15 protein-coding genes and 1 tRNA gene are annotated in these 14,817 nt (G+C 63.7%); 7 read left to right on the top strand and 9 right to left on the bottom strand.

Translation table 11 applies throughout. The features are described from left to right. The first annotated feature begins 10 nt into the window (after window positions 1-10). Window positions 11-87: transfer RNA gene (locus I6F24_RS28180), tRNA-Arg, on the top strand. A gap of 35 nt (window positions 88-122) precedes the next feature. Here I6F24_RS28180 and I6F24_RS28175 read toward each other — a convergent pair. Together I6F24_RS28175 and I6F24_RS28170 are read right to left on the bottom strand one after the other, a co-directional pair. Then, window positions 123-332 carry a hypothetical protein gene (locus I6F24_RS28175; RefSeq protein WP_036024015.1) on the bottom strand — a complete coding sequence of 70 codons (210 nt, stop codon included), beginning with the start codon at window positions 330-332 and terminating at the stop codon, window positions 123-125. 94 nt (window positions 333-426) lie between these two features. Continuing rightward, a complete protein-coding gene (locus I6F24_RS28170) occupies window positions 427-870 on the bottom strand; it encodes a TspO/MBR family protein (RefSeq protein WP_036024016.1) in 444 nt (147 codons plus the stop codon). 307 nt (window positions 871-1,177) lie between these two features. On the opposite strand from I6F24_RS28170, the gene I6F24_RS28165 reads away from it, so the two are divergent. The 4 genes from I6F24_RS28165 (at window position 1,178) to I6F24_RS28150 (ending at window position 7,834) form a co-directional block, all read left to right on the top strand. Beyond that, a complete protein-coding gene (locus tag I6F24_RS28165; protein ID WP_225152285.1) occupies window positions 1,178-3,112 on the top strand; it encodes an acyltransferase family protein in 1,935 nt (644 codons plus the stop codon). 193 nt (window positions 3,113-3,305) lie between these two features. After that, complete coding sequence (dinB, locus tag I6F24_RS28160; protein ID WP_225143030.1) at window positions 3,306-4,406, top strand: DNA polymerase IV; 1,101 nt, start codon at window positions 3,306-3,308, stop codon at window positions 4,404-4,406. A gap of 103 nt (window positions 4,407-4,509) precedes the next feature. Beyond that, on the top strand, window positions 4,510-5,955 hold the full coding sequence (locus I6F24_RS28155) for a HAMP domain-containing sensor histidine kinase (RefSeq protein WP_225130172.1): 1,446 nt from the start codon (window positions 4,510-4,512) through the stop codon (window positions 5,953-5,955). Window positions 5,956-6,358: 403 nt separating this feature from the next. Beyond that, window positions 6,359-7,834: a lipopolysaccharide biosynthesis protein gene (locus tag I6F24_RS28150; protein WP_225156529.1), complete on the top strand. Its 1,476-nt coding sequence runs from the start codon at window positions 6,359-6,361 to the stop codon at window positions 7,832-7,834. A 123-nt stretch (window positions 7,835-7,957) separates the two neighbouring features. Here the strand turns inward: I6F24_RS28150 and I6F24_RS28145 are convergent, their stop codons facing one another. Both I6F24_RS28145 and I6F24_RS28140 read right to left on the bottom strand, forming a co-directional pair. Beyond that, the gene (locus tag I6F24_RS28145; RefSeq protein ID WP_036024052.1) at window positions 7,958-8,251 is read right to left on the bottom strand and encodes a hypothetical protein; all 294 of its coding nucleotides are present in this window, start codon (window positions 8,249-8,251) and stop codon (window positions 7,958-7,960) included. Between the two features lie 201 nt (window positions 8,252-8,452). Beyond that, entirely contained in the window at window positions 8,453-9,139 is a 687-nt protein-coding gene (locus I6F24_RS28140) for a DNA-3-methyladenine glycosylase I (RefSeq protein WP_109142059.1), read from the bottom strand. 208 nt (window positions 9,140-9,347) lie between these two features. On the opposite strand from I6F24_RS28140, the gene I6F24_RS28135 reads away from it, so the two are divergent. After that, window positions 9,348-10,175 carry a metallophosphoesterase family protein gene (locus I6F24_RS28135; RefSeq protein WP_225130178.1) on the top strand — a complete coding sequence of 276 codons (828 nt, stop codon included), beginning with the start codon at window positions 9,348-9,350 and terminating at the stop codon, window positions 10,173-10,175. Here I6F24_RS28135 and I6F24_RS28130 read toward each other — a convergent pair. The 4 genes from I6F24_RS28130 to I6F24_RS28115 all read right to left on the bottom strand — a co-directional run bounded on the left by I6F24_RS28130 (window position 10,114) and on the right by I6F24_RS28115 (window position 12,450). Continuing rightward, entirely contained in the window at window positions 10,114-10,599 is a 486-nt protein-coding gene (locus I6F24_RS28130) for a cyclic nucleotide-binding domain-containing protein (protein ID WP_225152283.1), read from the bottom strand. The two genes, I6F24_RS28135 and I6F24_RS28130, sit on opposite strands and share 62 nt — an antisense overlap. A gap of 102 nt (window positions 10,600-10,701) precedes the next feature. Beyond that, window positions 10,702-11,442: a di-trans,poly-cis-decaprenylcistransferase gene (locus I6F24_RS28125; protein WP_225152281.1), complete on the bottom strand. Its 741-nt coding sequence runs from the start codon at window positions 11,440-11,442 to the stop codon at window positions 10,702-10,704. A 29-nt stretch (window positions 11,443-11,471) separates the two neighbouring features. Then, entirely contained in the window at window positions 11,472-11,846 is a 375-nt protein-coding gene (locus I6F24_RS28120; protein ID WP_025033235.1) for a transcriptional regulator, read from the bottom strand. Further along, entirely contained in the window at window positions 11,833-12,450 is a 618-nt protein-coding gene (locus I6F24_RS28115) for a hypothetical protein (protein WP_036002509.1), read from the bottom strand. The genes I6F24_RS28120 and I6F24_RS28115 overlap by 14 nt, the downstream gene beginning before the upstream one ends. Window positions 12,451-12,656: 206 nt before the next feature. Here I6F24_RS28115 and I6F24_RS28110 point away from each other — a divergent pair, with 206 nt between their 5' ends. Next, window positions 12,657-13,904, top strand: coding sequence for a serine protease (locus I6F24_RS28110; protein ID WP_225152279.1), 1,248 nt, complete (start codon window positions 12,657-12,659; stop codon window positions 13,902-13,904). A gap of 166 nt (window positions 13,905-14,070) precedes the next feature. Here I6F24_RS28110 and I6F24_RS28105 read toward each other — a convergent pair whose 3' ends face one another. Next, complete coding sequence (locus tag I6F24_RS28105; RefSeq protein WP_225152277.1) at window positions 14,071-14,808, bottom strand: thioredoxin family protein; 738 nt, start codon at window positions 14,806-14,808, stop codon at window positions 14,071-14,073. Window positions 14,809-14,817: the final 9 nt, after the last annotated feature.

Here is a 14,817-nt window from a genome sequence, read left to right as displayed (position 1 = left end):
ACCTCGACTAGCACCCGTAGCTCAGCTGGATAGAGCGTTGCCCTCCGAAGGCAAAGGTCACACGTTCGAATCGTGTCGGGTGCGCCAGTCAACCATCTGACCGTCTAGGAAATCAGCGGCCCTCACGTCAGCATCGCGATGATCGCCTGGAGCTGGTCGGACGCTGCCGTCTCCAATCCATCGTATGACGTGTGGCCGTGTGCGGCGGCCTTCAGGATGCATTCGGCGACGGCCGCTTTCAGGCCGAACACCGATTGATGGGCCGGCACACTCGCCATCACGGTCTCCAGCGCTTGACGCATGGTGTGAATGAGCTCGGAGCTGTATTGCATGGGCTGTCCTCCGCGGGCTCATATTGGGTCGCGTGCCCATGCTTGCCACTCACAAGCCTGAGATTGTTTTTTGAATCGGTCGAGACCCAGCGCCTCAATTCAAGCGCCAGATCGCCGCATTGAGCACACCGGCGAACGCGACCCAGGCTGCGTAGGGCACGAACAATCCGGCGGCGAGCCTGTCGCGTGACAGCTCGAGACCGATGTAGGTCACGATCGCGATGAACAGGCCGACGAGAATGACGAGCGCGGCGCCGATCTGGTGCATCGTGAACATGACCGGAGACCAAATGAAGTTGAGCGCCATTTGCGCCGCCCAGGCCAGCATCGCCTTGCCCCTGGGCTCACGGCGAAAGGTCCGCCATCCCGCAACAGCGATCAGAACGTAAAGGATGGTCCAGGCGATCGGGAACGCCCAGTTCGGCGGGACGAAGCTCGGCTTGGCAAGGCCGGCATACCATTCACCGGGGGGATTGGTCGCTCCGATCAACCAGCCGGTGCCGACGACGCCCGCCACGAAGACCAACAACTGAAGCATCCGTCACCTCGCCCTTCTCATCATCCGATTGTAACATCTTTCCATGAGCCAATCCGACTCGATGCCTGGCGCAGCCGCGGCCGTGCGACGAGAAGCGATGCGCTGAGCGCCATGGCAAAGTCCTGCGTCTTCTCGCAGCAGCGTCGGATGGGTTGCCGACGTTGACGGAGACGGCCTGACCGGGGCGAGCCCGATTGGGGGAGAATTCGGCCCGTCCTGCGGTTGAGGAACGCATGCGGGCGCGCTAAAGGCAAGCGGGCGCGCGCGGATCCGCAGTCGGACGAACCGCCGCCAGTGGATTCAGCAATTGGTTACAAAGTTATCCCATCGACGCGACATTGACGGGCTCCGGGCGATCGCCGTCTTGAGCGTATTCCTCTATCATTTGGACGTTCCGCCGTTCGGCGGCGGCTTCGTTGGCGTCGACCTGTTTTTCGTCGTGTCCGGCTATCTGATCTCTCGGATCATTCTCAGCGAGGCAGATCGCGGCGAATTTTCGCTCCAGCGATTTTACGAGCGCCGCATCCGGCGCCTCTTTCCCGCAGCGATCGTCACCATCATCGGCATCTTGGCCGTCGGTGGCCTCTGGTTCTCTCCGGAGCTTTTCAAGGGCCTGACTCAAGACGCCGTGGCTACGCTGGTATCGGTCTCGAATTTCTACTTCTGGCGCGGCAGCCACGCCTATTTCGCCAACTCGACCGATCCTAGCCCCGTGCTTCACTTCTGGTCGCTGGCCGTCGAGGAGCAATTCTATCTGTTTTGGCCCGTGTTCATTCTGCTGGGGCGCCGATTGCTCGGTCGCGCACTGCCTTTGCTCATCCTTGGCATCGCAATTCTTTCGCTCGGCGTCGCGCAAGCGACACTCGCAACCGACAGCTCGGGTGCTTTCTACCTGCCGACCTGTCGCGCCTTCGAATTTGCGATCGGAGCGCTGGTCATCTTTGCTGAGCAGAGGCTGACCTTCCCGGCCGGAGCGCGCTCGCTGTTGGCTGCCGCCGGATTCGCTTTGATCGCTTACGCGGTCGTCAGCTTCGACAGTGCGACCTCCTTCCCTGGCGCGACGGCCCTCATCCCATGCCTGGGTGCAGCCTGCGTGATCTTGGCGGGCGAGCGTCACGTCCTTTCGCCTGTCCTGACCAATCCGCTGAGTGCGGGGATCGGGCTGGTGTCCTACTCGCTCTACCTCGTGCACTGGCCCCTGATCGTCTACGCAAACTACATCCTGGGCGATGACGCCAAGTCGGTCGCGGTGAAAGTGCTGATCGTCGTCCTCGCGATGGCGCTGGCTGCGCTGATGTATCGGCTGATCGAACAGCCTTATCGCGCGGGTCGCTCGTCACTGCTGCGAGTCGCCGGCCCCGCCGCCGCGACGATCGTCGCGCTCGCGATTGTTGCATTTGTGGCCAACCGCCAAGATGGCTGGCCATGGCGGCTCCCGGCACAGGCCCGCGATGTCGCCGATCTGCAGCGATTCGGCTTCTGGCCGTGCGCCAAGAGCGCACAATCGAAATGTGCCTTCGGTTCATTGAGCGACCCCGTTGGCGTGCAAGTGCTCGGCGACTCCTTCGCCGAGCATTATGTCGCAGCGCTGGACCCGGCGGCAAAGCGCGCCGCCGTCCGGGGAGAGGCCTATACGGCCGAAGGTTGTCCGTTGCTCGTCGGGCTGGTGCGAACAGCGTTCGACGGCTCGCAGGACTGCAAACGCCAGCGCGATACCTACCTCGCCGCGATCAGGCAGAACCAGGCTCCAATCGTGCTCAGCCAATCCTGGATGACTTACGGCAATGCGCTCCGCAACGAGCTCGCGCCGGAGGTCAATGCACCGGCCCTGCAGGTCTGGCGGGCCGGCATCGAGAACACGATCCATGAGCTCGGCGGCAGCGGACGGCGCATCCTGATCATAGCGCCCGGAGTCGAGCCGGGCTGCCGCAGCCCGATGTCCCGCTTCGCACCGGGACCCCTCTGGCACGCACCAAGCAAGCCCTGTCCTGCCGTGCCCCTTGATCGCGTGCAGGCCGACAATCGCGAATTCCACGCCATGCTCGAGGAGATCCGGAGCCGCTACCCGAACCAGGTCTTTCTGCTCTATCCAGAACGCTATTTGTGCGGAGAAGCCGAGTGTCCGACCGCCATGGACGGCCTCTGGCTCTATTGGGACGTCAATCACCTCACGGTCGCAGGTGCGCAGCGCGTTGGCGACGGAGCCTCAAGCCAGCTCCTTGAGTTCATCCGTGGCAAGTAGGAGCCTCTGCCTCTCCCAAGCGATCGCGGCCGAGCCGAAGCCATCTCGACTGAACGGAACTGACGAGCGCCTCTCGTCACGAGCCTGAGATAGCTTTTGACCCTGCCGCGATTGTGCAGCTCAATTCAGCCGCCGGATCGACGGAAGCATCCCTCAGCTCGCGCATCTCCCCACGCGATCGTATCATCTTTCCATGAGCGAATCCGACCCGACGACCGGCGAGCCCTCGCCTGTCCGCAAGATCATCCATATCGACATGGATGCGTTCTATGCCTCTGTGGAGCAGCGTGACAATCCGGAGCTGCGCGGCAAGCCTGTGGCGGTCGGCGGCTCCGCGGAACGCGGCGTCGTTGCGGCTGCGAGCTACGAGGCCCGCAAGTTCGGCGTCCGCTCGGCCATGCCGTCGGTGACGGCGAAGCGGCAATGTCCCGATCTGATCTTCGTCAGGCCGCGCTTCGAGGTCTACAAGGCGATCTCCAGACAAATCCGCGACATCTTTGCCGAGCACACGCCCGTCATCGAGCCGCTGTCGCTCGACGAAGCCTATCTCGACGTGACGGAGAACCTGCAAGGCATCCCGCTGGCGCGGGACATCGCGCTCGAGATCCGCGCGAAGATCAAGGCGGAGACCGGCCTCACCGCGTCGGCGGGTATCTCCTACAACAAGTTCCTGGCCAAGCTCGCGTCCGATCATCGCAAGCCCAACGGCCAGTTCGTGATCTCGCCGGAGATGGGGCCGGCCTTCGTCGAGCCGCTGCCGGTCGGCAAATTCCACGGCATCGGTCCGGCGACGGCTGCGAAGATGAACGCGCTCGGCCTGTTCACCGGCCGGGACATCCGCAACCAATCCCTGGAGTTCATGAACGCGAATTTCGGCAAGTCAGGCGCGTATTATTATTGGATATCGCGCGGCGTCGACGAGCGGCCGGTCCGCGCCAACCGGATCCGCAAATCCGTCGGCGCGGAGAACACGTTCTCGACCGACCTCGATGCGTTCGACGCGCTTGCCGCCGAGCTAAGGCCGCTCGTCGACAAGGTCTGGCGGCATTGCGAGGCGACGGGCAATCGCGGCCGCACCGTCACCCTGAAGATCAAGTTCGCCGATTTCGAGATCATCACGCGCAGCCGATCCGTCGCGGCGTCCGTTGCCGGACGCGACGATCTGGAGCGGCTGGCCTGCGGCCTGCTCGAAGCCGAGATGCCGCTGCCCAAGCGCGTCAGGCTGCTTGGGGTCTCGTTGTCGTCGCTCCACCCCGCCGGCGAGTCGGAGCCGCAGCTGACGCTGGGCATCTGAACGCGGCTTGAGGCCCCTTCGGTGAACGCGGCATCTTTATCCGCGACGCGGCGCCAAACCTGTCGTAGATACACCAGACATGACTTTTCGCGATTGAGTTTGGATGCTTGCCTTATTGATACGCCTCGGACTGCGCTTCGAAGACCGCATCGAGGAACGCCGGTTTGTCGACCAATATGTCCGGGGCAGTCTCGGATGGACGCAGATCGCGATGCTGCTTGGCGCCGCCACCTATGCCAGCTACACGCTCTGGGATTGGGTGCTCTACCCCGAAGTCGTGCCGACCACGCTCGCAATCCGCGGTGGAACCGCCGTGGTCATCCTGCTCCCGCTGACGGCGCTGCTGTCGCGGCGCCGGATGAAGCCATGGGCGGAGACGATCTTTCTCATCTATTGCGTCATCCCGGGCTGCATTTTGCCGAGCATCTATCTCGTGCTTCCCTCGGGCTTCACCTTTGCCGCGCCCGGCATGATGATGATCATACTGTTCGTCTCGACCATGCTGCCCTTGCGGATCGGCTCGCTGGCGATCTTCTGCCTGCTGTCGTGGGTGGCGTTGCTGGTCGCCGAGACATTCGCGTCGACAATGCCGACCGGCCTGAGCTTCATCAACCATTCTCTCGTCGGCAACGCCTACGCATTGTCGCTCTACGCGGTGGCTGCGCGCGAGTACCGGGCGCGAAAGCAGTTCCGGACATCCGAGGCGCTGCAACAGGAAAAGGAACGCTCCGAGAAATCGTTGCGCGATCTGCGCGCGACCCAGGAGCATCTCGTGCAGGCGGAAAAGCTCGCCTCGCTCGGGCAATTGGTGGCAGGTGTCGCTCACGAGGTCAGCACCCCGCTCGGCCTCGCCTTGACGACGTCGACGGCCATGCAGGATGACCTGCAAACGATGAGTGATGCATTGGGCGGAGCATCGGTCCGGCGGTCCGATCTAACCAAGGGCATCGACCGGCTCAAGCAGGGGCTCAACCTGACCTTCGAAAATCTGCACCGCGCATCCGAAATGGTGCACAGCTTCAGGCAGGTCGCGGTCCATCAAGCCGATGAGGACCGGCGCAGTTTCGAGCTCAGGGATTGGCTATCGGAGTTGATGTCCCGGCTCGGGCCATTGCTGTCGCATCATGCCCTGACCGTGGAGGTACACTGCCCGGCGGGAATCAAGCTCAACAGCTATCCCGGAGCGCTTGCTCAGGTGATCAGCAATCTCGCCCTCAACACTGCAGCGCATGCGTATCCTGACAAGAGAGGCGGCCGGTTCGTGATCACGGTAAACCAACCGAATCCGAGATCAGTCCGCCTTGTCTGCGCTGATGAAGGCGTCGGAATCCCTGACCACCTGCAGGCGCACATCTTCGATCCATTCGTCACGACAAGTCGCGAGAAAGGCAATGCCGGTCTGGGACTGCACATCGCGTTCAATCTCGTCACCTCATCGCTCAACGGGCGCTTGCTGCTCGAGAGCAAGGCGAGTCCGGGAACTCAGATCGTCATCGAAATTCCCGTTGAAGAACACGTTGCAAGAGGACCGCGAAGACTAGAGGTTTGACACTATTGCGAGCGGTTCTGTGTCGATCTTCGAGGCACTGCCTGACGTGAAGCTGACAGACCAGCCTCTTTTTCGATTTCGACGCGCTGCTCTGAACAAGATGCACTCCATTGGCTGTTCGTTCGAGCGCGATCGACGTAAAGTTTTTTGCGAACGCAGTTTGGTCGCGCCATTCAATTGACACGTACTGACGGATAGTCGTCGGCGTTTCGCGACGCTGCTCACGCGCGATAGCCTCGATGTCTCTCTCGTGCGGTGGTCCGCGCATGAGGGCGTCCGGTTGATCGCACATGAATGAAGCGCCAATCGCATGAAATCGAAAAGATAAACTGTCGTTTGATTCACCGTCTTGCTTTCGAACTGCGCTTGAAATTTTCGTTGTTCGCCGCTCGAGGAGCTGATCGTGACTCAACTCAACATGCGCTTGTCCGAGGACGAGCAGTCCCGGAACGTACGGAAAGGTGCGCTCGCTGCGATCGTCACTCAGGTCGTGCGTGTAGCGACGCAGACCGGATCTGTGATCCTGCTCTCGCGCCTACTGACGCCAGTCGACTTTGGTACTTATGCAATGGCTTCGCCGGTGCTCGCCTTCGCGGTGCTGTTCCAGGATCTCGGTCTTGGACACGCGACCGTGCAGAAGGACGAGTTGACGCACAACGAGCTGAGTGCGCTGTTCTGGGTGAACCTCTCGGTCGGCGCGCTACTGGCGGCCACACAGGTGGCGCTATCGCCGCTCGTTGCCAGGTTCTACAGCGCGCCAAATCTCGCCCCACTGACATCTGGTATGAGCGTCACGTTGCTGCTCAGCGGCGCTGACGTCCAGCATTTGTCGTTGCTGACGCGACAGATGAGATTCTGGACGCTGGCAGGCCTGGAGTCCGCGGCCGCACTGACTGGATTACTGACCTCTGCCGCGGTCGCGTACGTCTATCACAGCTATTGGGCCATTCTCGCCGGCAGCCTGACATCAGGTCTGGTGCTCGCGAGCGGCGCGTGGCTGAGTTCGGGATGGTTGCCGTCGAGGCCCGGCTCGATCAAGGCTGCACGCGACATGCTGAACTTCGGGCTCGGCGTGACCGGCTACAATCTTGCCGAATTCCTGTCCCGCAATACCGACGGGGTGTTGATCGGCAAGGTCTGGGGGGCTGCCTCGCTTGGCGCGTATAACCGCGCCTACCGGTTGCTGCTGTTTCCGCTTCAGCAAGTCAGCAATCCGATGGTGCGAATCATGCTGCCGACGCTGTCGGGCCTGCTGAAGGAGCCGGAGCGCTATCGGGATTCGTTCCGTCGCGCGGTGCTGCCGGCGCTCCTGCTCGTGTTGCCTGGCGTCGGCTTCATGATCGCGACCGCCGATACGCTGGTCGAAACCCTGCTCGGCGGCCAATGGAGCGAGGCTGCGCCGATCTTCGTCGCCCTCAGCATCGCCGGTCTGCTGCAGACCAGCAACAGCCCCGCCAACTGGCTTTTCCTCAGCCAGGGCCGCACCAAGGAATACATGCGCTGGGGCCTGTTCAATGTCTCAACATCGATTCTCGCTTTCATATGCGGGCTGCCGTTCGGACCAGTCGGCGTCGCCAGCGCATACTCGATCAGCGAGTGCGTGCGCACGCCCATCCTGTGGTGGCTGATTGGGCGACGCGGCCCGGTGCGTCATCGAGACCTCATGGAAGTGGTCGGGCCACATCTCGCCGGAGCCCTCGCTTCCGTGGTGACGGTGTCTCTGCTGCATCGCTGGCTGCTGGCGCGTTCGATCGGAGGGATCCCGGAATTGGCAGCCTGCTTCTGCCTTTCATATGCGGTTTCGCTCACGATCGTTGCGCTGTTTCCGGCCTGTCGCGGAGAAATGTGGCGCTACGCACAGAGCATTCGCGACAGATAATGCGACCGGCACCAGACCGTTCGCAAGACGGCGGAGCTGATCACCACGTCACCAGTCACGCCAAAGCCGCGCGCCACGGGAGTGCCGTGGCGCACGTGTCTCCAAAACGTCCCGTCGGGCTGCTCAATGCCTCACATGCTCGAACACCACGATCACGCCGGTCGGTTCGGGCTCATGCGCCATCAGGCGCGTCAGGTCGGAATCGCCCCAATCAGCGAGGCTGACGACCTCGCCGCTCTGGCGGTCGCTGCCGAGCGATCCCGTCGGCTCGAGCACCTTGAGGCCCATCTCGTCGACGAAGAAGGTGTGCTCGCCGAACATGCTGTTGAGCTGCGGCATCGCCGGATGTTCGTCGGGCAGCACCTGAGCGCCGAGCTGGTTGACGGTCTGCTTCACCTGTTCAGATGTGAGCTTCATGAGCTGCTCCGTTGTTGTATCCGGTTTCATCGAGCCAGGCGGGAGCGAGCATTCCCTGCGCCCTTGTGTGCCTGGCTCTGATCCCGAACAGGTGCTGCGGATAAATGTTCCTGCGAAATGTATTTCGTGATCGCGGGTTTCATCGGCCGCGTTCGCGGCACAGGATCGCCACAGGATGCACACGATCTATCGATCGACGCGCTACTCGCTGCTGTTCTCGCCGACCGACAGCGCGCAGATGCGTGACAGATATGTGTACGGCAGGCCGGACTCCTCGGCCCAGGCGTTGAACTGCGCCTGCACCTTGGCGAGATCGCCCTTCGACTTGACCTCCTCGGCGATGTCGAGACCGGCAGCGCGCAGGCAGGCCACGACGTCCTTCGACGTCACGAAGCCGTCCCAGCCGACGAAGCGGAGCAGCATCTGGCCGGTGTTGCCGCCCAGCCGGCTGCCGCGCTTGTTGAGGAGGTCGAGCAGGCCGATCTCGTCGGAGGACGGCCATTTCGTCAGAAACTTGCCGAAGCTGCCGTGCTCCTTCGCGATCTCCTGCACGAAGGCGGCGTTGTCGCGCACCGACATGATCTTGGCACCGTTGCGCACGATGCGCGCGTCGCGCAGCAGGCCTTCCCAATAGTCTTCGGGCTGGAACGTGAGCTTGGCGGGCTGGAAATGCAGGAAGGCCTGTTCGAAGCCGTCCCATTTGGAGTCGATCACGCTCCAGGCAAAGCCGGCGCAGAACACCCGCTTGGTCATTTCGGCGAGGATACGATCGTCGCCGAGCTTGGCGAGCTGCTTGAGGTCCGGCTTGGCCGGCATCAACTTGTCCAGCGCCTTGGGCCCGCCCTTGCGCTTCTCGGCGCGGGCGCGAATGGTCTTGAAGGGGGTCATGTGAACACGGGTGTTGAGGGCAGGCCACGACACCAGAATTCGGCGATCCGGTCCAGCCCCGCGTTGCCGCCCCTTGCGCCCTGCGACGGGACGCAGCATGCTGTCGCTCATTGGATTGATGCAAAGGGGCGGCCGGGCTGGTCTGCTTCTTGCTTTATGCCGTTTTTGGAATTCCCTGACATTTTGATCTCTGGCCGTCGGATTTTCCATGCGCTGCCTGGTCGTGGCCGACCTACACTATTCGCTGCCGCAGCTCGACTGGCTGGTCAGCGCGGCGCCGCAATTCGACCTCGTGATCTTCGCCGGCGACGCGCTCGACATCGGCTCGATGGTGGATTTCCGCGCCCAGATCGTGGTGGTGAAGAAGTATCTCGCGCTGCTGGCCGCGACGACCCGCGTGATCCTCTGCTCCGGCAATCACGATCTCGACGAGCGCAACGCCGAAGGTGAGAAGATTTCGCGCTGGATCTCGGAGGTGCGCGAGCTCGGCATCGCCTGCGACGGCGACGGCCTGACGGTCGGCGATACCCTGTTCACGGTGTGCCCATGGTGGGACGGACCCCAGGTCAAGCAACGCCTCATCGAGCAGTTGCGCGATGCCGCAGCCGTCAGGCCGCAGCGCTGGATCTGGGCGCATCATGCGCCGCCGGCGGATTCACCGACGAGCTGGGGCGGCAAGCGCTTCTTCGGCGACGTCGAGCTGGTGCAGTGGATCATGCAATACCAGCCGTCGATGGTGATCTCGGGCCATGTGCATCAATCGCCCTTCATCAGCAATGGATCGTGGTTCGACCGGCTGGGCCAGACCTGGGTCTTCAACACGGGCCTGCAACCCGGCCGTCCCCCAACCTGCATCGTGCTCGATCTCGATGCCGACAAGGCGTTCTGGCTGGCGGCCGGCGCGGCGCAATGGATCGACCTGAATGCGCCGTTGCGGCGGCCCGCCGCCCCCATCGAGGCGCCGCCCGACTGGCTCACATTCTTGGATCGGATTGCCGATCAGAGCCGGGCGAAACCTCAGCCGGCGGCAGGTTGATCATGCTCTGGAGCACTTCGCCGACCATGGCCAGATGCGTGCCGTGGCCGGCATATTGCCGCTTCAGATCGGCGAGGTAGGTGTTGGCGACGTTGAGCCTCTGCGCCAGCATTTTTGCGATCAGCAGCGCCACGCCCGGCTCCCTCTCGAGGAACGCGGCGGCATCCTCGAATTCGTAGACGATGGCGTCGGAGCAGGCCCGTACCGTTGCGGTGTGCGGCTGGCCCAGCAGCACGGACATCTCACCCAACACCGCGCCGGGCTCGGTGACGGTGGCGACCACCATCTCGCCCTTGAGCACCTCGAGCCTGCCTTGCATCAGCACGTAGAGATGGCCGGAGGTGCCCCCCTCGGCGACGATGATGGTGCCGGCGACAAGCTGCCGCTCCGTTCCGCCGGTGCAGTAATCGAGGACTGCGCGCATGGTGCGAACGCTCCCGTCGCAGGGGTACACAACGCCGGAAGACTAGAGCACGATCCGTGCCGGGCGGCAATCGGTGGGGGAGCCGGCGGGCGCCGAGGCGCCTCACACCTGCGAGAGCGAGGGCGCCTCTCCGGGCATAATGGCTTGAAGCCCGCCGAAGCGGCGCTCGCGGCCATGGAAGGCGGCGAGCGCCTCGGCAAGATCGCCCGCGTCGAATTCGGGCCACATCCGCTCGGTGAAGTACAGCTCGGCATAGGCGCCTTCCCAAAGCAGGAAGTCCGACAGCCGCTTCTCGCCGGAGGTGCGGATGATGAGGTCGACGTCGCGAAGGCCAACCTCGCCCGTGACGAGCTGCGAGAAGGCTTCGCGCGTCAGGCTGGTCAGCGCGGCCGCCTTGGCCGCGGCATTGAGGATGGCGTCGCGCGCGGAATAATCGACGGCGATGCGCACATGCAGCGCGCGGCCATCGGCGGTGGCCGCCTCGGCGCGCGCGATCGCGGCGGCGATGCCGTCGGGCAGGCGATCGCGGCGGCCGATGACGGAGAGGCGCACGCCGTTCTTGACGAGGCTCTGCACTTCGTTCGCGAGGTAGAAGCGCAGCAGGGTCATCAGCGCCGCGACCTCGGCCTTCGGCCGCCGCCAATTGTCGGTGGAGAAGGCGTAAAGCGTCAGCGTGCCGATGCCCTGCTTGGGCGCGGCCTCGACGATGCGGCGGATGGTCTCGACGCCGGCCTCGTGGCCGCGCACGCGCGACAGGCCGCGCCGCGTCGCCCATCGGCCGTTGCCGTCCATGATGATGCCGACATGAAGCTTCTCGTTGCGGGACGTGATGTCACTTTGCATTGCAAAGTCTCCGGTCAAAAAAGGGGAGATCAGGTCGAGGCGATGCCGAGACGGCCGAGCGGCGGCGCTTCGCGGCCAGCGGCCTTCGCCGCGTCGCGCACCAGCCGCTCGAGCACGGCGAGATAGTCGAGGAAGCGGCGGCGGCCGGCCTTGGTGAGGCGGCAGGTGGTGTGCGGGCGATTGCCCTCGTAGCCCTTGGTCACCTCGACCAGTCCGGCTTCCTGCAGCACGGCAAGGTGCCGGCTGAGATTGCCGTCGGTGAGGCCGCAGAGCTGCTTGAGATCGCCGAACGCCAGCCCCTTGGGATGCGCCATCAGCGAGGTCAGAAGCCCGAGCCTCGCCTTCTCGTGGATCACGCGGTCGAGGCCTTCATAGGAGAAGGGCGCGCTGTCAGTCTTCGACATCGTTGTCTCCGGACGCGAAATGCAGAATGGCCGCCATCAGTGATTGGCCGATCAGGAAAGGTAGGCCCATGGTCCATGGCGACAGCGTGTGGGTTCGGCTCGCGAGCACCACGACCGCGAAGCCGGACACGAAATACCAGGCGCCGGCGAGCGCCACCGTGCGCGGCAGCGAGCGGACCGAGGCAAAGATGCCGAGCGACACCAGGATCTGCCACAGGCCCGGCAGCAGCCACAGCGTCTCGCTCGCGAACTTCCACATCACCACCGCGAGCAGAACGCCGGCAACGCCCGCCGGCAGGAACTGCTCGACCGCCTGGTGGATCATCGCGTCGGCGAGACCGGAATGATGGCGTCGCGACCGGGCGCGCATCTCGATGCCGATGATCAGTCCAGACAGCGCGGCGGCGATGAACCAGCCGATGAAGAAAACGAGCGGCTCGCCGGTGGGATCATCCAACAACCAGAATTGCAGGACGGCGGTGATGAGCGCAACAGCACCGGTCGCCGCCATCGTCGCCGGGCCGTAACCGCGGAAGGCGGTGCCTGCCGCGATCTGGCTGCGGATCGTCACGATGTCGGCCAGCGCCTTGTCGAGATCGCGCATGGGCAACGCCAAAACCTCGTCCCACCCCGGCTTTCGCGGGACACCGGTCCCGTTACTTTGTATTGCAAAGTATATGGCACTGCAAAGTAAATGCAAGCCCAAATTGTTGCGGTCAGCCGAACCGACTGGTGCGGACAACTGACGGTTGCGCCTCACCTGCCCTCGCGGATAAGATGGATGCGAGTGCGTTTGCCGGGGGCTGGGGTATGTGGTTGAGGTCGTTGGTCGTTGCGTTCGTGTTGCAGATGAGTGTGTTCGGGGCGAACGCGGCGGGGCCGTTCGGAACCGTCAAGGTCGGCAACTGGGCAGGCGGCGCATTCAGCAATGACGAGACGGGCGCGTTCTCCCATTGCGCGGCGACCGCACCTTACGCCAACGGCGTGAGTCTCTTCGTCGCGCAGAATGCGGCCGGCTCCTGGCTGCTGAGCTTTGCCAGCCCCAGCTTTCGCTTCAACAAGGGCGATACCGCGCCCATCGACTTCATCTTCGACGGCCAGGAGCAGGCGAGGTTGTTTGCGACCGCCGGCACCACCAATATGGTGACGACCATCCTGCCCCCCAACGTCGCTCGCACCTTCCAGAAGGCAAGCCTGATGGTGATCACGACCAACGGGAGCAAGCCACTCCAATTTGTGCTGACGTCGACGGCCCCCCTGATCGCGGCGCTGGCGAACTGCGTCACGCGGGTGAAGGCAGACGGGCTCAGCAAGGCCGGCGATTTCACCAAGGGTGCGGCCAAGCCGGCGGCGACGGCGGAGAAGCAGACGGCAGCGCCGGCCGGCGGCAAACCCGCCCGAGCCAGGAGCGGCAGCGGCTTCGTCGTCAGCGCGAGCGGGCACGTCGTCACCAACCATCATGTGATCGACGGCTGCGTCGGCGACGTCAGGGGCAATCTCACCGGCGAAGCCGCAATGGTGCTGCGCGTCGTCTCGAGCGATGCCAACAACGACCTCGCCCTGTTGCAGGCGCCGTCGACGACGACCTTCAAGGATTTTGCCCGGATCCGCGACCGCTCGATCCGCTCCGGCGATTCCGTGATCGCGATCGGCTTTCCCTATCACGGCATCCTGACCTCGGACTTCAGCGTGACCACCGGCATCGTGAGCTCGCTCAGCGGCATGCGCAACGACTCGCGCTTCCTGCAAATCAGCGCACCCGTGCAGCCTGGCAACAGCGGCGGGCCGCTGTTCGACAACACGGGTCAGGTCGTGGGCGTGGTCACGGGCAAGATTCCAGCCTTGCGGATCGCGGTGGCGACCGGCAACATCCCTGAAAACATCAACTTCGCCATCAAGACCGGAGTGCTGCGCGATTTCCTCGACAATTCGATCGTGCCCTATCAGACCGCCGAGCCAAAGAGCGAGCTCAAGACCACCGACATCGCCACCAACGCCCGGCCGTACACGATGCTGATCTCGTGCAACGCGGCGGAGCAGGCGGAGGCGAAGCGGTAGCTATCGGGGCAAGGCACACCCTGCACCTCACCCGTAGCTGTCATTCCCCGCGAAGGCGGGGAATCCAGTATGCCGCGGCCTTTCGATTCATCACTGCCGTCTCGGAATACTGGATCGCCCGGTCAAGCCGGGCGATGACACCTTTGATGTGCGTCGAGCGCTCCCCTCACCCGTGGCAGCACGCACCCTTCGCCGGCTGCGGCTCGTACTGGTCGCGCAGGCGCACCCAGTCCATCGGATAGGGCAGGCCTTCCTCGTGACGGCCGAGCGGGGTGAGATCGAGATATTGATATGCGGCGTTCATCATGTCGAGGCCGCGGGCGAAGCAGGAATAGGTGTGGAAGATCGCGCCGGCCTCGTCGCGGAAGAACACGCTGATGCCGGGCAGCTCGGGGCCGTAGAACGGCGTGGTCCCGAAATTGTACATCGGCTTGCCGGTCGCGACCTCTTCCTGTGAGAACGTCACGCCGTAATCGCGGTTGAAGTCGTTGCGGCCTGAGGAAACCCAGTCGAAGGTCCAGCCCATCCGCTTCTTGAAGGCCTCGAGCTTTGCGCTTGGCGCCAGCGAGACCGCAACCATCGCGGTGTCGCGCGCGGCCAAATGCGGCACCATGCGCTCGAACCCATCGGCCCAGAACGAACAGCTCTTGCAGGCCGCGTCCCAATCGGGCGCGAACATCACGTGCTGCACGATCAGCTGCGGCCGGCCCTTGAACAGATCGCCCAAGGACACGATGCCGTTCGGCCCTTCGAATTCGTACGCCTCGTCGACCTTGACCCAGGGGAGCCGGCGGCGCTCGTCGGCAAGCCGTTCGCGGGCCTGGGTCAATTCCTTCTCGTGGGCCAGAAGGGCCTTGCGCGCGACGATCCATTGCTCGCGCGAAACGATCTGATGTTGCTGCATGGCGTTCTC

Source organism: Bradyrhizobium sp. BRP23 (assembly GCF_020194135.1).
GTDB lineage: Bacteria > Pseudomonadota > Alphaproteobacteria > Rhizobiales > Xanthobacteraceae > Bradyrhizobium > Bradyrhizobium yuanmingense.
Note: the sequence above shows the minus strand (reverse complement) of the source record. Positions and strands in the feature narration are given on the sequence as shown.